At 68.9% G+C, this 18606-nt stretch carries 19 protein-coding genes; 8 read left to right on the top strand and 11 right to left on the bottom strand.

From position 1 onward, the window contains the following. The first annotated feature begins 10 nt into the window (after nt 1–10). The 8 genes from MTO99_RS09250 (at nt 11) to MTO99_RS09220 (ending at nt 4599) form a co-directional block, all read left to right on the top strand. Complete coding sequence (locus MTO99_RS09250) at nt 11–688, top strand: hypothetical protein (protein WP_243558626.1); 678 nt, start codon at nt 11–13, stop codon at nt 686–688. Continuing rightward, entirely contained in the window at nt 685–1191 is a 507-nt protein-coding gene (locus MTO99_RS09245; RefSeq protein WP_243558624.1) for a hypothetical protein, read from the top strand. The genes MTO99_RS09250 and MTO99_RS09245 overlap by 4 nt, the downstream gene beginning before the upstream one ends. Further along, entirely contained in the window at nt 1179–1709 is a 531-nt protein-coding gene (locus MTO99_RS09240; protein ID WP_243558622.1) for an NUMOD4 motif-containing HNH endonuclease, read from the top strand. Before MTO99_RS09245 ends, MTO99_RS09240 begins: the two co-directional genes overlap by 13 nt. Next, on the top strand, nt 1706–2014 hold the full coding sequence (locus MTO99_RS09235; protein WP_243558620.1) for a hypothetical protein: 309 nt from the start codon (nt 1706–1708) through the stop codon (nt 2012–2014). The genes MTO99_RS09240 and MTO99_RS09235 overlap by 4 nt, the downstream gene beginning before the upstream one ends. Then, a complete protein-coding gene (locus MTO99_RS09230) occupies nt 2011–2967 on the top strand; it encodes a DNA cytosine methyltransferase (RefSeq protein ID WP_243558618.1) in 957 nt (318 codons plus the stop codon). Before MTO99_RS09235 ends, MTO99_RS09230 begins: the two co-directional genes overlap by 4 nt. 74 nt (nt 2968–3041) lie before the next feature. Beyond that, on the top strand, nt 3042–3572 hold the full coding sequence (locus MTO99_RS19155) for an NUMOD4 motif-containing HNH endonuclease (protein WP_354002522.1): 531 nt from the start codon (nt 3042–3044) through the stop codon (nt 3570–3572). Continuing rightward, on the top strand, nt 3500–4150 hold the full coding sequence (locus tag MTO99_RS09225) for a DNA cytosine methyltransferase (protein ID WP_243558616.1): 651 nt from the start codon (nt 3500–3502) through the stop codon (nt 4148–4150). Before MTO99_RS19155 ends, MTO99_RS09225 begins: the two co-directional genes overlap by 73 nt. After that, complete coding sequence (locus tag MTO99_RS09220; protein WP_243558614.1) at nt 4147–4599, top strand: hypothetical protein; 453 nt, start codon at nt 4147–4149, stop codon at nt 4597–4599. Before MTO99_RS09225 ends, MTO99_RS09220 begins: the two co-directional genes overlap by 4 nt. Nucleotides 4600–4738: 139 nt before the next feature. Here the strand turns inward: MTO99_RS09220 and MTO99_RS09215 are convergent, their stop codons facing one another. Genes MTO99_RS09215 through MTO99_RS09165 form a run of 11 tightly spaced genes read right to left on the bottom strand, consistent with a single transcriptional unit; the run spans nt 4739 to nt 18582 of the window. Next, nucleotides 4739–5161: a hypothetical protein gene (locus MTO99_RS09215; RefSeq protein ID WP_243558612.1), complete on the bottom strand. Its 423-nt coding sequence runs from the start codon at nt 5159–5161 to the stop codon at nt 4739–4741. 54 nt (nt 5162–5215) lie between these two features. Then, nucleotides 5216–6538, bottom strand: a complete 1323-nt coding sequence (locus MTO99_RS09210; RefSeq protein ID WP_243558610.1) for a hypothetical protein — start codon at nt 6536–6538, stop codon at nt 5216–5218. Between the two features lie 33 nt (nt 6539–6571). Further along, complete coding sequence (locus tag MTO99_RS09205) at nt 6572–6865, bottom strand: hypothetical protein (RefSeq protein ID WP_243558609.1); 294 nt, start codon at nt 6863–6865, stop codon at nt 6572–6574. 10 nt (nt 6866–6875) lie between these two features. Continuing rightward, the gene (locus MTO99_RS09200) at nt 6876–7736 is read right to left on the bottom strand and encodes a hypothetical protein (protein WP_243558607.1); all 861 of its coding nucleotides are present in this window, start codon (nt 7734–7736) and stop codon (nt 6876–6878) included. A gap of 7 nt (nt 7737–7743) precedes the next feature. Continuing rightward, nucleotides 7744–8334 (bottom strand): phage tail protein, encoded by a 591-nt coding sequence (locus tag MTO99_RS09195; protein WP_243558604.1) that lies wholly within the window; start codon nt 8332–8334, stop codon nt 7744–7746. A gap of 44 nt (nt 8335–8378) precedes the next feature. Continuing rightward, nucleotides 8379–8627 (bottom strand): hypothetical protein, encoded by a 249-nt coding sequence (locus tag MTO99_RS09190; protein WP_243558602.1) that lies wholly within the window; start codon nt 8625–8627, stop codon nt 8379–8381. Nucleotides 8628–8638: 11 nt separating this feature from the next. Further along, a complete protein-coding gene (locus MTO99_RS09185; RefSeq protein ID WP_243558600.1) occupies nt 8639–10567 on the bottom strand; it encodes a DUF859 family phage minor structural protein in 1929 nt (642 codons plus the stop codon). Beyond that, nucleotides 10567–11907 carry a phage tail protein gene (locus tag MTO99_RS09180; RefSeq protein ID WP_243558598.1) on the bottom strand — a complete coding sequence of 447 codons (1341 nt, stop codon included), beginning with the start codon at nt 11905–11907 and terminating at the stop codon, nt 10567–10569. Before MTO99_RS09180 ends, MTO99_RS09185 begins: the two co-directional genes overlap by 1 nt. A gap of 23 nt (nt 11908–11930) precedes the next feature. Next, nucleotides 11931–13547, bottom strand: coding sequence for a hypothetical protein (locus MTO99_RS09175; protein ID WP_243558596.1), 1617 nt, complete (start codon nt 13545–13547; stop codon nt 11931–11933). Continuing rightward, on the bottom strand, nt 13544–14413 hold the full coding sequence (locus tag MTO99_RS09170) for a hypothetical protein (protein WP_243558594.1): 870 nt from the start codon (nt 14411–14413) through the stop codon (nt 13544–13546). Before MTO99_RS09170 ends, MTO99_RS09175 begins: the two co-directional genes overlap by 4 nt. Beyond that, entirely contained in the window at nt 14410–18582 is a 4173-nt protein-coding gene (locus tag MTO99_RS09165; RefSeq protein ID WP_243558592.1) for a phage tail tape measure protein, read from the bottom strand. Before MTO99_RS09165 ends, MTO99_RS09170 begins: the two co-directional genes overlap by 4 nt. Nucleotides 18583–18606 lie beyond the last annotated feature (24 nt).

Raw genomic sequence — 18606 nt, 5'->3', positions numbered from 1 at the left:
GGGGGCGGCGGTGACGGAGGGCTGGCCCGCCTACTTCCGCACCTATCGCGCCAACCTCGACGCGGCCCGGCCGAAGGAGATCGTGCAGGAGCCGGTGCGCGTGCTCGAGGTGGACGACGACCCGTCGCTGGACGGGCTCGGGCGCACGATCACCGGGCTCATCAAGAAGGTCGAGGCGGCCGGGTGGGAGTGGCGGCTGCGGCGCGCGCTGGTCCACCACCCGGACACCCTCTACCTGGCCGACGGCGAGAACCACTCGCGGGGCGACGTGAAGAAGCCGGCGCAGGACGTGACGTACTGGCACCTGCGGGCGTGGTGGCCGCGCGCGCGGGTGGCGTTCCGTGTCTCCTTCGAGGAGCGCGTGACGCCGAAGGGCGGGCGCTCGTTCAAGGCGCTCGACTATTCGGCACTCGACCCCGTGGGCCAGCCGACAGAGCTCTACGCGGACTACAGCCCGGCGGGCTACCTCACCCGACAGGAGAAGGACGAGCCCGAGCGCGCGTGGCGCCAGCGGGTCAGCGACCTCCAAGAGGCCCGGCGGCGAGCCGACCTCACCTACAACGACGGCGCCGACTACATCGACCGGCGCCCGACATTCGCAAGCGCCAAGGACTTCACCACGTGGCTGAACGACTGGCTCGAAATCGCCGCGCGAGCGGCCCAAACGAAAGGAGCAATTGCAGCATGACCCGCACCGACACCCCCGAGTACACGGTCGACGAACTCCGTGCCATGCCGGAGGAGCAATTCGAGAAGGTCGTCACTGACAGCCTGGTGGAAACGAGGAATTGGAACGGTTCGTTCCAGCACCCCGACGTGATCCACCGCACCGGCGCCGCGCTGGTCACGGCGCTCGCGCTCACGAACATCCGCATCGAGAGGCGCCGCACCGACCCGCGGTTCGGCCCGGAGGACATCGACCGCATCGAGTCGTTCCGCGCACATCTGCTAGCTGTTGTGGAGTCGACCGACCGTCGCATTGACCACCTCTCCACTTCCACGTCGCGGACGGTGCGCCGTTGGAAGGACTTCGCCGAGGAACTGATCGAAGTCGTCGAAGACTCGCACCTTGCGTGGGCGCTCGACGAGATCGACAACCCCTTCGGCGACACGGCTCGCGAGTGGATCGAGCGCCGGCGCATCAAGGAACCGAGCCGCAAGCGCGAGGAGGTTGACCAGTGGGCCGCGTGACCGAGGTGTGGCTTCCGGTGCAGGGCTACGAGGGCCACTACGAAGTCAGCGATCGCGGCCGCGTGCGTTCGCTCGATCGATACCTGACCGATGTGCGTGGAGTGGTGCGTATCGCTCGCGGGAAAGTCCTGTCGCCCGCGACCGCGGCGCGGGGGCGAATCGTCGTCAACCTCCACCTCGATGGTGTCGCGAAGACGCACTCCGTTCATCGACTGGTCGCACTTGCCTTCTTGGGTGCTGGATCCCCTGGTGAAGTCGTTCGGCACCTCGACGACAACCCGAAGAACAATGTGCGCGAAAACCTCGAGTGGGGGACGGAGTCGGAGAACATGTTCGACCGCGTCAGGAATGGCATCCACCACTACGCGAGGCGCTCTGCCTGCGTTCGTGGGCACGCATATACCCCGAGCAACACTCGGATGCGAGGGGCGGCCCGCTTGTGCCTCGAGTGCATCCGCATCAACAATCTCGAGCGCTCCCGACGACGACGCGAGGCCCGGAAGGCGGTGGCGGCGTGAGCAAGCCGCAGATGACCGAGCGGCAGGCGGCCGCGTGGCCCGAGGCGATCGCCGCCATCAACGCTGTCGACGGGGTCGACCTCCCCGAGGGCATCGGGTACTGGGACGTGATCTGGGGTGAGGAAACCCGCCCCGGCCGCGGGCACTACCTCGACGCCCGCTACAACGACGGCGAGCACTTCGCCCAGATCACGATGGACGTGTACGGCTACCCGAACACGAGCGTCGCGGAGCTCGACTGGCTCCACGCCTCGGGCTGGGAAGAGTGCCCCTGCGGCTGCAACGACGAGGAGGCCGGCGAATGAGCGGCATCGTCGTCGACCTATACGCCGGAGTCGGCGTCTCGCAGGCCGTCCGCCGCCTCGGCGGGCGCGACCTGGGCGTGGAGATCGAGCCCGCAGCCATCGCGATCCGGGAGGCGAACGAGTTCGAGACGATCTACGAGGACGTCTGGGATGCGGGCAATCTGGCCGTGATCCTCGAAGGGCTCGCGGTGTTCAACGCGGGGCAGGCGTGGACGCTCTGGGCGTCGCCGCCCTGCCAGCTCTGGTCAATGGCGGGCAAGGGCGCCGCGCGCGAGCACCGGGCGGCGCTCGTCGAAGCGATGCACGCGGGCATCTACGAGGACATCGACGAGCTCCGCGCGTTCGGCGCCAGCCTCGGCGACGAGAACTACGCGCACGTGCTCGTGCCGCTGCACTACGTGTTCCGCTACCGGCCCGACTACGTGGCGTTCGAGCAAGTCCCGCCCGTGCTCTCGCTCTGGATGGAGATGCTGTCGGAGTTCGAGAAGATGGGCTACTCCGCGAAGGCGGCGAACCTCCAGGCCGAGCAGTACGGCGTCCCGCAGACCCGCAAGCGCGCGATCCTCGTGGCCCGCAAGAAGGAGTTGGGCGAGGTGCAGCTTCCGACCCCGACGCACTCGAAGTACCACGTCCGCGACAAGACCCGCCTCGACCCCGGCGTGCTGCCGTGGGTGTCGATGGAGGAGGCGCTGCGCGGCGTCGAGGGCTCCGTCTTCGTCTCTGCGCAGTCGGTTGCTGGTGGTGACCGCGCAGAGCGCCCGTCTTCCGAGCCGGGCTTCACGGTGACCCAGACCACGAGCCGCGTGGCGCGCTGGCCCGAATCCCGCCCCGCCCCCACCGTGACCGGGGGGGGCGTCCGAAGTGGCGGCGCTGAACCCTTCGGCCCCGGCGGCCGGCGTGCGATCCGAGCCGCTCGTTTTGAGGAGCAACTACACCGACGGGGCGACGGGTGAGCGGGGCGAGCGCCGAGTCCACGAGCCAGCGCCGACCGTCACATCCAAGGCTGGCCGAAACTCCTGGGTGTGCGATGACTGAGAAATGGCGAGCCATCCCAAGCGCTCCGGATTATGAGGTGTCCAACCTCGGGGCGGTGCGGAGGCTGACCCCAGGCCCGGGTGCCGTAGTAGGGGCGATCCTGAGGCCCTGGAAGAAGAATACGGGGCACTTGATCGTCGGCCTACAGGTGGATGGGCGACCTCGAAGGCTTGGTGTCCACCGTCTCGTCCTCGAAGCATTCGTTGGCCCGTGCCCCGAAGGCATGGAGGGTTGTCACAACGATGGCGACCCGACGAACAACCGCGTCGGGAACCTTCGATGGGATACGTCGAGCGCAAATAGCCGAGACATGGTCAGGCATGGCCGAAACAATGTCAGTAAGTCCGCTTGTCCTCGCGGTCACGCATACGCGGGAACAAACTTGCTCGTCATCCCATCCCGACCAGAGGCTCGCTATTGCCGGGCGTGTAATCGGGAAAGGAGTCGCGCATGGAGCGAGGGTCGCCCGTTCTCGGCGGCGAACTCCGACGCCATCTACGCGAGCTTGGTGGGGTCGGCATGAGGGCCGTCAAGCGCATGGGCCGGGGCATGGTCGACCGCTACGGCGACCGCCCCGGCCGCGGGGCCGACGAGCCCGCATTCACAATCCGCGCGAGCGCGGGAGGCATGGAGCCGGGCGGGTTCGTCTGGCAAGAGGAAGGAGACGAGATGAGCGACATTCGATTCCACGGAGCGGGTATCACCTCTGAGCAGACGGCGGGGCAGATCCCGCGCAAGTCGGCCGAGCCCGCGCACACGATCACTGGCAAGGGAACGTCCGTGTGGTCGTCGCGGCCCGCGACGACCACGGCGGCGGGCTCGAACGTGATCGCAGGCCCCGGCCGCAGCGAGTTCGAGAAGGGCGGCGTCTCGCGCCAGAACAGGCCCGGCTCGGTGAAGGTCACCGTCGAGGAGGCGGCCGCGTTGCAGTCGTTCGACGCCGACCTGACATGGGACGCGGTGAAGCCGAACGGCCGGAAGGTCACCCAGGGCGAGAAGTACCAGATCGTCGGGAACGCCGTGCCGGTGCTGCTGGTCGAGCGCGTGCTCGAGGCGCTCTGGGCGCCTGCGGCCGAGGCGGAACTGGCGGCGGCCGCGTGAGCGTGCTGCTGGCACTCGATCCGGGCGGCCGCACCGGCTGGTCGCTGTGGCGATTCGACGCGATCACCCCGATCACGCACCTCGAGCACGGCACGGTGGAGGGCGGCCTCGACGGGTTCATCGCGTGGTGGAAGGTCGAGGGGTGGCAGCCCGATGTCGTGGTCTCGGAGACCTTCGTGCTCGACGGCCGCACGCCGAAGCCGGACATCACGCCACTCAAGATCGAGGGCGCGCTCTCGGTGCTCTTCCCTGGCTGGGTTGGGCAGCGGAACGTGATGAAGCGGCACGCCCCCGACGCCTTCCTCAAGGAGCATGGGCTCTGGTGGCCCGGCAAGGGGCACGACCGCGACTCGGCGAGGCATGCGATCGCTTGGGCGAAGACGAACCTGCACCGCCCCACGCTGGACGCCTACTGGGGGCGAAGGCGGGGGCTGGAAATCGCTGCGTGAGCGGTGCGGCGTAGACATCGACGTAAGAACGAGGGCGAGCGCGCTGGATGGTTGGGCGCGATCCGTCCAAGTCGCCCTCGTCGCCGCACAGCAAACGGCCCCCGGAAACGGGGGCCGTTTGCTAGATGATGACCACCTCCTACTCGAGGGCGGGCTCCTCGATGGCCGGTTCGACCACGGGGATGGAGAAGAAGATGCCGACGAGCGCTGCGAGGGATGCGAGCACGGTCGAGATCTGCGCGAGGGCGGCGACGCCCAAGTCCTGCGAGATGACACCGAAGAACACGAGCGCGGGCACGACGACACCGGCGGCCGCGTACAGCGCGGCTCGGCCGACGTTCAGGAACCACGAGGCGACGCCGGCGGGCGAGAAGTTCACGAGCTGCAGGATCGCGGCGAGCAGCGCGAGCGCGCCGCCGAGCAGGGCGAGGATCTGGCCGCCGACGCCTTCGGTGATGACGCCGAGGTTCACGAGCAGGGGGACGATCACCGCCACCGCGGCGTAGATGGACTGGCGGCGGTTGATCGTGAAGATCGCGCGCAGCCGTTCGAGGAGCGACATGTGTTCCTTCCTTCCGGGATTAGCTAGCAATTGCGGAGCGTAGCGGGGACGGGGTCATGCACCGAGGATCGTCAGGCTGCCGAGGTCGAAGCCGTCAGGGGTGACGTCGAAGACGAGGGTGCCGGGCAGCGAGTCGCGGCCTGCGATGTTCTTGTACCAGTCGGAGCCGTTGTCGAGCGTGGGCGCGCCGAGCCAGTGCCGCTCGCGGCCGGTGGCCTGGTTGATGCCCGCGACGCCAGCGCCCCACGTGTGGTAGTGGGCTGTGACGAGCACGTCGGCGTGGGTGACGGCCTGCGCACCAAAGGCTTGACTCTGCCACCAGTCGATCGCCTTGCCGGGGCCGAACTGGTTCCCGTGGATGAGGCCGACCGGCGTGCCGTCGACGTCGATGCTGAGGGACTCGTCGTACTCGGCGGGGAAGTGCCAGCGTGCGTCCCAGTCCTTCGCCTCGGCGAGCTTGGCGACCTGCCGGTGGACGAACAGGCCGAAGTCGTCGGCGGGGGTGCCGAGGCTCTGCCTGCCCCGGCGCCACGCGGCGTGGTTCGAGGGCACCGCGCCGATGTCGACCGGGCCAAACGCCTGCGCGAGCCGAACGAACTTGAACATCTCGGTGGCGTAGGCGTCGAGCTGGTCGGGGAGGGAGAGGTCGTTGGTGAACTGCGGGTCGCCGCCGGACTCGAAGCCTTCGATGCCGTCGCCTCCGTCCAGCAGCACGACCCGCTTGGGCGCGCGCTCGGCGAGCACCCCGGCGAGCACCCGGCGGGCGTGCTCGAGGCGGGCGAGGAGTTCGGGGGTGCCGCCGCGGCGGCCGGTCTTCCCGATCTGCCAGTCGGCGAGCACGACGACGGTGGAGCGCTCGTGCCGGGATGGCAGGAGGATCGGGGGCGCGGTGCGGCGCTCGGCTTCGCGGTAGAGCTCCGAGAGCGCCCGCTCGTTCGCGCCCTTGCGGCGGAACCGGGCCTTGTAGGAGTAGAGGTCGATGACGTCACGGTCGCCGTCCTCGGTGCGCTTGGAGGTCTGCCACGTCGAGCAGTAGACCGTGTCGTCGAGGATCTCGAACTGCGCGGGGTCGAGCTTGAACTTGGCGAAGACGTGATCCCAGTCGCCGAGGTCGAGCGGCCTGTCGCTGCGCACATCCTCGAAGGAGCCGCCGTCGGGGCCGAGCTCCATCTTGCCGCCCGCGAGCGGGTCGGCGTCATCGCCGGCCGCATTCCCGGCTTCGGGTTCGCGCCCCGCGTGGTTCACGCGGTGGCGTCGGATGCCCCCCTCGGAGACGCCGATGCGCCGGCCCCAGGCGACGTTCGACAGCGAGTCGTCGATCCTGACGTTGTTCTCTGCTTCCCACGCGCACGCGACGCATTGGCTGATCTGGGGCATGACCCTCCTTGGTGGTGCGGTGGTGCGGGTGGCTCAGGAGCCGATGGGGAACAGGTCGCGGAACAGTGCGACGGCTGCGATGACGAACGCGCCGATCGCCGTCCACGGGATGCGCTGGGGCTTGCGCTCCTCGAGCGTCCGCTCGACCGATTCCTTCCAGGCGCGCAGCGCGCCGATCTGCACGGCGTGTTCGCCGAGCACTTTCACCACGCCCCCCACTTCGGCCTTGACCTCGTCGAGGGCTTTGTTCGTGTACTCCTGGCCTTTTTCGATGCGGCCGAGAGCCACGTAGATCCCTCCGGGGGTCTCGTCTTCGGTGGGGGGCATGGTCGTCACCTCACGCGGCGGGGGTGATGGTGAACTTGGTGGGCTGGTCGTCGATGTTGGCGTTGACCTTGGCGAAGTCGTCGGCGACTGCCGCGTCGACGGCCTTGGCGATTGCTGCGACGTCGACCTGCACGCCGGTCGCCTTGATCGCGTCCGCGATGGCTGCGGCGATGGGGGCCGCGTCGATGGTGATGGCTGCCGGGGCGGGCGAGGTGCCCCACTTCGCGCGCAGGTCGTTCACCTCGTCGGCAGTGAGGTCGGCGTACTTCGCGCCGTTCGCTGCGTAGGCGACCCACGTCGGGAGGCTGATGGGGATGAGTGGGGTGTTCGGCTTGTCTTGCCAGAGGATCGCACCCGCGCTGGGCTGCCCATCCTTGATGCGGTAGAACGCGCCTTGTGACATGTCTGCTCCTTCGTCGGGGATCGGGGTGGTGCCGCCGCCCGCGGGCGCGGATACGCCTGCGAGGGTTTCGGTGCCGTGACGGAGCGTCCAGCCGCGAAGCGGGTGGCCGAACTTCGCCTGGTAGCGGGAGAGGCGGATGAGGCCGATGTTGCGGCCCCAGTGCTCGTCTACGCTGCTGGATGCCATGAGCAGCACGGGGTCGGCGTCCTGCTGGTAGATGTAGGCGACGTGCCCGTCTCCGCCGACGCCGGCCCAGTAGACGATCGCGCCTGCTGGGGCGCTGGCGTAGTCGGTGCGCAGGGGGCCGGAGGCGTTGCCTGCGAGAAGCGCGCTGCTGAACGCCTGGTTGAAGTTGCCGGAGTTGTTGATGTACTCCTCGCACAGGCCCGCCCATGAGACATGCTCGCCTGCGGCGGCCGCGGACGGGTTCTTCGACCAGGCGATGACTTCGCTGAACGTGCGTGGCATGGCTCCCCTAGGTCTTGATGATGAAGTTGAGGGTCATGTAAGGCTGGAGGTTGTTGTGCGCGCCGCCGCCGCCGGTCGAGGCGATGTTCGCCGTGTTGTTGTTGGTGTAGTTCGGCGTCGAGGAGCGCTGGTAGCCCTGGTCGTCGAACGCGCCCGCCGGGTAGTTCGCCGCCTGCGACTTGATGTTGTGGCTGTGCGAGGGCATCTCGGCGACGGTGAGCGTGTGGGTCTTCTCGCCGCCCGTCTTGCCGACAGTGTTGAACTCGGTCTCGCCGGACGAGTAGCCGACAGGTGCGCGCCCGCGCAGGTCGGGCAGGTTGAAGGTCGAGGTGCCGTCGCCCGTGCCGTAGGTGGTGCCGAGCACTGCGAACAAGGCCGCGTAGGTGGTGCGGGAGACCGCCTGCCCCTGGCAGAGCAGGTAGCCGGACGGCGCGGACGCGCCCGCGAAGATCTTGACTTCGCCGGTCGGGTTGCGCGTGGCGAGGCTGTTGAGCGCGGTTTCGAGCGCTTCGGCGATCGGGTTGAAGAATGCGCGCAGCGACTGGATCGTCGTGCCCGGCGTGATGAGCGGGATGCCCCAGACCGGTGTTCCAGCCATCTGCCCTCCTTGTTAACGTCGCGGAGCGTACACGGGACATCTAGCTATTGCGCGTCATCCGGCTCCGGCTCGACGGGCGCGGGCGCGGCGGACGCGAGCAGCGACCCGAGCAGTGCGATGGCCGACGGGATCGCGTCGAGGGGGAGCGTGGTCGTCGAGTACCCTTCGGGGCCTTCGTAGCGGACGGCGACCATCCCGTCGGTGAGGGATGCGGCCAGGGACGACCCGCTCGGGGTGGTCATCGAGTACGAGACGGTGTGGATCTCGACGGTGGTCTCGGTCTGTTCGATCACGTGTAGGGCTCCTAGATCTTGATGATGAAGTTGAGGGCGATGTACGGCTGGAGGTTGTTGTGCGCGCCGCCGCCGCCGACACTCGATGTGGGGTGGTACTGCGTATAGCCCACCTCCGCCGGGCGCTTCGTGGATGCGATGCCGCCGAAGCCAGCGGCGTCCGCCTGGGTGTCGCTCTGGAAGGTGTGCGTGTGGCTCGGCATCTCGGCCGTGGTCAGGGTGTGGGTCTTCGCGCCGCCGGTCTTGCCGACCGCGTTGAACTCCGTCTGGGCGGAGTCGTAGCCCACTGGGGCGCGGCCGTTGAGGTTCGGCAGGTTGAACGTGGTCGACCCGTCACCGGCGCCGTAGGTGGTGCCGATCGCGGCGAACAGAGTCGGGTACTGTTCGCGGCCGACGGCCTGACCGCGGCAGAACAGCCAGCCCGCCGGGGGTGTGGCGGCGGTGACCGCGGACATCTGGACGGTGCCCGCGGGAAGGAAGGCTGCGAACGTCGCGGTGAGCAGGTTGACGTCGACGACCGCTCGGCCGTCGTTCTGGTAGATCTGCCCGGCGACGTCGAGCGAGCCCTGCTCGCGGAACTTGCCGATCCCGACGCCCTCGGTGGAGTCGAGGTGCATGAAGATCGCGGCGGTCGGGACGGTGAGGATGGCCGATGACACGAGGAAGTCGTCGAGCACCTCGACGAGCACGTCGTGGGCTTCCTCGATGGAGTAGGTGCCGACGGTTCGGCTGCCGCTGAACGTGACCCCGCCGGGCGTCCAGGTGTCGATGACCGTCCAGGTGAACGTGCCGCGGTCGCGGGTGGAGATCCGGTAGGCGAGGGCGTTCTTCTCCGTCGAGGCGACCGTGAGGGACTGCACGGCGGCGTCGAGGTTCACCCGGATGTAGGTGCCTTCCTCGGCGGGGGTGCCGTCCGAGCCGGCGCGTTGCACGCTGACTGCGTTGATCGCCGGGGCCGCGTAGGGCAGTACGGTGAGGTCGACCGTCTTGGATGCGGTGCGGCCGCGGGAGTCGGTGATGGTGGCGACCACGGGCACCGTGCCGGACAGGGCGATCGGCGCGGTGGTGCCGGAGACGGCGTTTATGGTCTGCCCGGCGACGGTGATCTTGTAGCCGGTGATCGTGGAGCCGTAGGCGCCCGCCGCGCCGGAGATGGCGAGGGAGAGTTTGGTGAGCCCCTGCACGTAGGCGCCGACGTTGGCCGCGAGCCCGGCGGTCGCTTCGGAGTGTGCGACCGCCGAGAAGGTCGGCACGACGGAGGCGGGCGCGGACAGGGTGAACCCTACGTCCCTGGTGCCGATGTTCGTGCCGCCGTTGTAGGTGATGACCCGGATCGTGCCGACGCCGCTGGTCGCGTTCGGGATCTGGGTGAGCAGCGACAGCGGCGGCGTCCACGACGCGGATGTGGTCGCCCCGGTGGCGATGTTCACCCAGCCCGACGAGCCGAACGCGTACTGCACCGTGTGGGTGAACGCGGTCGATGCACGAGGGAGGTTGATGGTGTAGGCGGTGCCTGCCTCCATCGGGGAGGTGAAGGTCGGGGTGGTGGCGCGGGGGATCGTCGTCAGGCCGAGGTTGCCGCTGACGGAGCGGTCGCCGAGTTCTCCCCAGGAGTTGTTGTCGTCGAAGCCCGCCGAGACGGCGATCGTTTTCGTGCCGTCGGCGTTGTGTCCGACCGTGGTCGTGCCGGCTGCCAGTGTGAGGACGGTGTACGCGCGGAAGTCGTAGCTGGGGATGGAGCCGGAGTAGACGGCCCCGTTGATGTTGACCGACCAGTAGTGCGGGCCGTCGGCGTATCGGCCGGACGTGCCGTTGTTGGGTTTGTGGATTTCGAGGTTCCACGACACCGCCGACGTGTTCCCGCCGACATCCTGCGAAGCCTGCCATGCGTTCAGCCGGAACGTGTAGCTGTAGTTCATTCCGGCGTCGTAGTTCGCCATTAGAGCGCCCTCACCACCGTTCCGGTGCCGTACTTCTCGAACTGGTGGTTGCCCATCTCGACGGTCTCGCCGATGAACGACTTCGCGACGAACTGGCCCGCGGACAGCCACGCGGCCGCGATGCCGTTCTCGCGGAACTCGAGGCGCTCGTTGTCGATGGCGGTGGAGAACGGGGAGTTCGGCGCCGAGATCTCGAGCCCGTCTTCGTCGAACCGGAAGTAGGTGCGGATCTCCGACACCTCACCGGCCGCGGTGCCCGCGGCGGCGAGGGCTTCGTCGGCGCGGCCGGTCGCGTTGATGACGAACTCGTTCGCGGAGAGGTCGAGCAGGCCGCCCACCCCGGCTTCGAGGTGGCTGACGGTGATCGCGCCTGCGGCGATCTCGTTGCCGGTGATGGTACCGGCGGCGATCTCGTTCGCGGTGATGCTGCCAGCCTGGACGGTGCCCGCCTGGATGATGGTCTCGGCGAGTTCCGGGTCGAGGGTGACCAGTGCCACACCGCGCACTTCGATGCTCGCCGCGGGGGACGGTTCGGAGGAGCGGCCGAGGCGGTCGATCGCGCGCAGCCGCACCCACACGGTCGACCCGATGAGCAGGCCGGACAGGGTCGCACTGCCGTTGACCGGGATGGGTGCGCCGAACGGGTAGTAGTCCCCGTCCTCGGCGTCAGACCATTCGGCGCGGTAGTGACGGAACCCTTCGGCGGGGACGGGTTCCTCGGTGCCGGGCCGGACGTTGACGACGCCGAGTTCCGAGAGCAGCGCGGGGGCGAGCGGGGCGTCGAGCTCCGGGAGTTCGAGCAGGGTGACCTCGACGAACGCGAGGTCGCTGAGGTCGCTCCATGCGCCGACCGTGTTGCGGGCGCGGACGCCGACGAGGTGGGTGCCTTCGGTGTTGATGTCCTGCACGGTGGCGATCGGGCTGACCGGCTCACCCGTCTCGGGGTCGTAGACGATGTGGGCGCGAGCGTAGCTGCGGAGTTCGCCGCCGGGCGGCTGGTGCCACACCTCGTACTCGGCAACCCCGTCGACCAGTTCCCAGTCGACGAGCAGGCGCGCCCGCGGTTCACCCGCCGACGTCCAGTACGGTTCGACCGTCGCGGTCGGCATCGCGGGTGCGTCGGGTGCGGCCTTGTCGGTGGCGATCTCCTCGCGGACGGCGACCTGCTCCTGTCGCAGGGTGGTGGCCTGCACGGCGGTCGACGCCGCCTTGGAGGAGGCGATCTTCACCGCGGACTCGACGCGGCGGGTGCGCTTCTCGCCGCCCTGCACCTGCTTCTCCAGCGCCCGCAGGTACCGCGCGAGTGCGGGGTCTGCGACGAGGGGAGGGAGGTTGCTCACGGGCGCGGAGCGTACAGCGGACGCTACGCCGGCGCTCCTTCAAGCGGTGCGGCCTCCCAGTCCTCGACCGGGCGGCCCGCCCACACCGCGTCCCAGTCCTCCACCGTTGCGCCCGCCCACGCCTGCTCGAAGTCGGCGTCGATGGTGTCGGCCACAGCGGTGCCGCCGGTCGTGGCGGCCGTGGTCGTGGCCGACGTGATCCGGTACCACGTCCCGTCGATCTGCATGCGCGCGCCGGCGATGTTGCCGAACGCCTGGTTGGTGAAGTCCTCGCGGGTCTTGGCGGCCCACATCTCGTCCCACTGGTCGACCGTCCAGCCCTCGTACTGTTCATCCCAGTCGTCGGTGCTGAGCCCGGCGTAGTCGGCCTCGAAGTCCGCGTCGGTGGGGTACCGGTAGGAGCCGATGTCGCCGATGCGGTGGATGCCGCGGGACTGGAACCCGATGGACGCATCCGGCATGCAGAACGCGGCCACCGCCCGCTGCGCGGCATGCCAGGCGTCGGCGTAGGAGTCGAGGAAGCGGCCGGGGATCTCCACCCCGACCTCCTTCGACGCCTGATCCCCGTCGACGCCGGGCACCGCGAGCTCCACCCGATGCCGGATGTACCGCACCCCGGAGCCGAGGAGCCGCAGGCTGGAGTAGTCGTCGCTGTCCGCGGGCATCGACAGGCTGTACGGGGCGTACTTCTCCTCGGCGGGCGCGGTGACACGAAGCAGGAGCCGGGTGCCGCCTTCGATCGGCTCGACGGTGACGGAGCCGCCGCCGTCGTACCACTGCTGGGGCGGGATGATGAGGTTGTCGCCGCCGGAGATCGTGTAGCAGGACTCGGTGACGTTATCCAGCCACACCTCGCTCACGCAGGTCGGCTGCTCCACGTCGACCGCGCTGAACCCGGCGCCGGTGCCGTCTTCCCCGGTGGGCTCGAGGTCGAGTTCCACTTCGAGGGTCTCCCCGGCGCCGACCTGGATGACGTCCACGTCCGTGTTCCACCCGCCCGCCGGGTAGATCAGGCCCCGCTCGACCCACTCCTTCTCGTCCCAGTACGCGACGACCGACTGCGCGAGTTCCCCGGTGGCGATCGTCCACGACTGCTGCGACGTGCGGTGCATCTGCGCGACCCGCTCCCGTGGGAACCGGACGACGACGTTGTTCGAGACGAGCGCGACTTCGATCTGCTGGGTGTGGCAGATCTCCTTGAGCACGTCCCAGACGTTGCCCTCCCAGCCGGGCATCACGACGGCGCGTTCGGCGATCTGCTCGTCGACCCACACCCCCTCCTCGATGCCGCACGCGCCGAGCACACCGCGGAGGTAGTCGCCGAGATCCCCCGTGAACGCGGCGATCGCGCGTTCCACGTCCAGCGCGATGAGCCGGGAGTCGGCGGTGATGGTCGCTGCGCCGTTGCTGCTGCCGGTGATCTCCGTGATCCGCCCGGTGGTCTTGCCCCGCTCGGGGTCGGACATCTCGACGGTCTTGTTCCAGAGGCGGCGCGTATTGCCCCGTAGCGGGACGGTCGCGCTGAACGAGCCGACGCCGCCCTGCGTGTCGGCTGCGCTGAGGGGGGAGGCGTCCTCGATGACCGAGTAGTTCGCGCTCGACCATTCCGGGGTGCCGTTCAGGAGCAGGTCGGCGCTCACAGCCAAGCCCCGGTCTCGGCGAGGGTGGCCGAGGTGAAGACCGCCTCACCCATGCGGTGGATCATCATCACCGTCTCGCCGGGCAGCTTCGTCCACTCGCAACCGGAGTGCCCCTGCCCGCTGATGAAGTCGCCGCCGCCAGGGGTCGCAAGCGAGGGGAGCACCTGCACGACGAGCCCGTACAGGTCGAACGAGTCGCCCACGTCGAGCACGTCGAGATCGAAGAAGATCTCGACCCACGCCTGCTCGCCGCCCTCGATGACCGTGTTCACTCGCTCCGGAGTGTTCACGCCGAGCACGGCAGGCTTGACCACAGACCCGGTGGGGACGGTGCGCTGGTGGCGGCGCACGCCGACCACGTCGGCCGCGTTCTCTTCGCCATGCACTCCGATCCACGCCTCACGACCGGGCGGGATCGGGATGAAGATGCTGTCGCTCACGGACGCGGCGCGCTTGGTGTAGCGGGCGCCGAAGGTCGGGTATCCGTGGCCGGGGTCGGGGTTCGTGATCCGCACCGGGCGTGCGTCGAGCAGCAGCGGCGGCACGCCCTTGGTCGTCACCCACGGCGTCGCCCACCGCGCAGGCAGCGCGTTCGTGTCCATCCACGCCGGGTCCGACCAGTAGAGGAGCCCGTCGCCGAAGAGCCCGTCAGCGTAGTCGGTGATCTTCCGCAGGTCGGCGCGCCGCTGGTTCGGCCAGGTGAGGTCGTAGGTGCGGTGCGACCCGAGCGAGCGGCGCACCCCGACGCCGCCGTTGAGGTAGTCGGCCGACTCGATCGAGCCCGCCCGGTCGTACACGGCGCCTGGCGACCACGCCGGGACGTACTGCATGTGCTCGCGCGTGCCGAACCAGATCTGTGCGCTCACCGAACCCTCCTCCTGCTGGTGCTGGCGTTCTGCGCCCCGACGAGGGACTGCACCGCCGCGCCGGGAAGCGTAATGCCGACGGCGTCGCGGACCTGCCCGAGCATGTCGTAGATCGGCAGCAGCATCGCCGGGTCGAACGACGACCCGCCACCGGCCGCGACCGGAGCCCGACCGGACTTCGCCATCTGGTGCGCGTAGGCGAGGTTGCGCACGCCGATCGCCTTGGTCGCGGCCTTCGAGAACACGAACTCGCCGCCGTGGACGATGCCCTTCGGCTCGTACTTCCCGCCGTCGCCGACGTAGCCACCCGAGGAGTACCCAAACACCTGGCCGCCCTGCCCTCCGGGGCCGAGCGCGATGCGGAAGTTCTGGTCGCCCGTCTGATCGCGGATCGTCTGCTGCATCCGCATGAGTTCCGCGTATGAAGGCAGGCGGTACTTGACCTGCACGACGGGCTCGCCCGCCGCTTCCTCGAATGCGCGACTGAACCCGCCGCCCGCGGCCGCACCGGACTGCCTGGCGCGCGCCTCGAACTCGGCGAGAGCCTGTAGGGCGGGGTCGGTGTTCGCGTCGACGGTGATGTCGCGGGGCACCCGCTGGATCGCGAGGGTCATGCCGTCGAACGCGACCGCATACTTGTCGACCTCGTCGCGGTTGTAGCCCATCTGCGTCGCCTGCTGGATGAACTCGGCCTTGAGCTGGCGGGCGGTCGCTTCCACGTCGGCCTGCGACGCACCCGAGGAGGCGAGCGCGGCGAGGTAGTCCTGGTAGTTGCCGACGAGCCCGAGCAACGCCGACCGGTTCTCGATCGCCGCATCCGAGTTGCCCACGAGAGTCTTCGACGACTTCGCCTGCTCGTCGGCGAGCTTGCTGTTCGCGTCGGCCAGTTTTGCGTCGAGCTCACCGAGTTCTGCGCTGAGCTTCCCGGCGCGGAGCGTGTCGCCGTACCCTTCGGCGACGGTGAGCCAGAACTCCTTCATGCTCCGGTCGGCGGTCAGGTCGGCGATGTCGTTGTGCAGGTCGCGGATCGCCTTGGCCGAAGACTCGGTGGCCTTCTGGATCTTCGACCATCCGGACGCGATCGTGTCGAGGCCCTGCTGGCCGCCGAAGCGGATGTCGAAGGCGCGCTTCATCACGCTGGAAAGGTCGTTCGCCCAGTCGACGAGGGTGCGGATGCGCTCGACCGTGCCGCCACCGCCGCCGCCCCCGCCGAGGGCTTCATTGAAGTCGGTCGCGCTATCGGTGCCCTCGTCAAGCCCATCGGCGACTTGCTTGCCCGCCTTCTGGCCGGTGAGGCCGAGGAGGCGGATCTGGTTGGTCGCGCCTGCGCCGGCGAGGATCAGTTTACCGAGCGCCCCATTGTTGCCGCCGGAGGAAGCGACGAGGCCGGGGATCGCGCTGCCGCCGCCGGCGAGGCCGCCGAGCGCGTTGGCAAGGGCGGGCTGTAGCGCTCGGATCTGGTCGATGGTGGCGTTGCCGCCGTCGACCGCTGCCTGCGAGAGGCGGAGGAAGTATCCCCAGACCGCTTCCTCGCCACCGGCGGCCTGCAGTTTCACCACCTGATCGAAGTCGGCACCGATGGCTTCCCAGGCGGCCACGAAGTCCGCATTGCCGACGAGTTCCTGGAACGCTTCCGACTGGATGAGCTGGTTCTTGAGCCAGGCGAGCGTGTTCTCGCCGAGGTACGCCGTGTTGTCCGCGATTGCGCCGTTGACCCCGTCGTAGGCGGTGGGGACGATCCCGAGCACCTTCGCGGTGTTCTCGATCGCGGCGCGGTTGTCGTCGAGGTGGTCGGTGTTGTCGTCGGCGGCGAGGCTGACTTCCACGAACGACCCGAGCATGTCGAGGTTGCCCTGCATGAACGCCTCGGCCCGTGCCGCCGCATCGGAGGTGAGGGCATCCGAAAGTCCAGCCGAGGTACCGACGTAGGTGCTGAACGCCGAGGAGGCCGACGCGCTGGCTTGTGAGAATGCGGTTGCCAGGGTACCGAGCGCGACGACCGCGAGGCCGATACCGGTCGACGCCAGCGCGACCCGGAAGACCCGCAGCGCGGTGGCCGTACTGCCGACTGCGGTGGATGCCCCGACGGCGGCGGATGCGAAGCCCTTGAAGCCGCTGGTCGCTTCGGCCCACCCGAGGGATACGATCGCGCCGCGCAGGGCGGCATACGACCCGACCGCAAGCGCCGTCGCCGCAACAACGGCCAACAGTGCCGCAGCCGCTCCACCGGCGGCCAGGGTGATGCCGACGAACCACTGGCCCGCCTGGGTGGAGATCAGGTCGGTGAACCAGTTGATGAGGTTCGCGAGGTTGGTGATCGCGTCCTTGAGGAACGGCGCCAGCGCATCGCCCGCGGCCGCACCGAACTCGGCGATCGCGTTGAGGAGGATCTGCCAGCGGCTTGCGAGGTCGTCGACGACCTTGGCGTAGGAGTCGGCGAGATAGGTGCCGTCCTGGTACGCCTGCGCGGTGGTGGAGAGCTGCTCGTTGTAGAACTCGGTGTTGTTCGCCAGCGCCGTCAGCAGGCGCACCTCGCGCGTCTCGACGAACCCGAGGCCGTCGAGGGTCTGCGTGAGCGACTGCGCCTTGGAGAGCCCCTCGATGAGCGAGGAGAACGCCTGCTGCGGTTCCTCGCTCCAGGCTGCGGCGAACTCGGCTGCCGTGGTGCCCGCGACCGAGGCGTAGTTGGCGAGGGCTTCGCCATTCTCGTCGACGGCGCGGCGGATGTCCTGGAAGATGCGCTGCGTCGCACCCTGCGACGCCTCCAGGCCGATGCCGAGCGAGGCGAGCGTGGATGAGAGGGCGATGACCTGATCGGCGGTCAGGCCCGCCTCGTTGCCCGCGATGGCGAGTCGCTGCGAGTAGTCGAGCACGTCCTGCTCGGTCGCGACCGACGTGTTGCCCGCGTACAGGATCGCCGAGCCGAGGTTGGCGTACTTGTCGGCCGACACGTCGAGAAGCTGGCCGATGCGGCCGAAGCCCTGCGCGGTCTGCTCGTTTGTGGTGCCCGCGGTTGCGGAGAACTGGATGACCTGCCCGGAGAAGTTCTCCAGGTCGCTCGCGGCGATGTCGAGCTGCGCGCCGAGGGTTGCCACGGTCGACACGTCACCGAACGCGGCCGGGATCTCTCGGGTGAGGTGGGCGAGTTCGTCGCGAATGATCCCCACCGAAGCGCCGGACAGCCGCGCCGTGCGCTCGACGCCGGTGAACGAGGACTCGAACGATGCCGACGCGACCGCAGCCCCGCCGACCACCGCCCCGAGCGCGACCGCAGCGACCGTGGCGGTGGTCGCGACGTCGTAGAGCGCGTACCGCAGGCGAGGCAGCGAGTTCGCCATCTCTTCCTGCTTGATGAGCTGCTGCGCGAGCGCCGACGTCGACGCCTTGTACGAGACCGTATTGCGGTTGAGTTGCGCGTCGTACTCCGCCAGCCCATTTCGGGCGCGGACGGAGGCGGCTTCCTGCGCGACCATCTGCTGCGCGAACGTGGTGTCGGCGGCGCGGGTGGCCGACCCCCCGCCGTAGAGGTCGGATTGCGCCAGGAAGCTTCCGGGGCGGAACGTGTTGGTGGTCTTGGCGCGCTCGGCGTTGAGCCTTTGCTCGGCGAGCCGCTGGGCGTTGATCGCGTCGCGCTGCGCGCGACGGGCGTCGATCCCGTCCCGGACGGCGATGTTGAGTTGGCGCTCCGCCTTCGCCCAGTTCTCCGCCTCGGCGGCGGCGCGTCGCTGTGCGGCCGCCTGCTTTTCGGCGCTCTCGTCCCCGAGAAGGCTGCCCTTGTTGCCCTGGCGGTACGCCTCGAGGTCGGCCGCAGTAAGCCCCCGAGTCCCCTTGCCCGCGGCGAGCCACTGGCTCGGCGACATGTCCTCGGAGATCCCGAGCGCGACTTCGCGGCGGAACTCGCGGTAGGCGTCGGTGGCCTGCTTGACCCTCTTATCGAGGTCTGTCCATTCCTTGCCGACGTCTCGTGTCGCGTCACCCGACTGGCCGGCGGACTTCGCGGTCTTCTGGAGTTCATCGTTGAGGTTGTGAAGGTGCTCGGAAAGTTTCTCGGCGGTCTTGCTCGCCGAACCGGTCTTCTTGTGCAGGTCGTCGACGGTGCGCGCGAACTCCTCAGCGCCCTCGACGAGGTACTTGACGATGAATTTCGCGGTGGAGGACAGGTCGTCCAACGGTCCTCCTCCGGCGTCGCCTAC

Origin of the sequence: Agromyces larvae, from assembly GCF_022811705.1 — a bacterium.
GTDB lineage: Bacteria > Actinomycetota > Actinomycetes > Actinomycetales > Microbacteriaceae > Agromyces > Agromyces larvae.
This window is presented reverse-complemented; position numbering and strand designations above follow the sequence as displayed.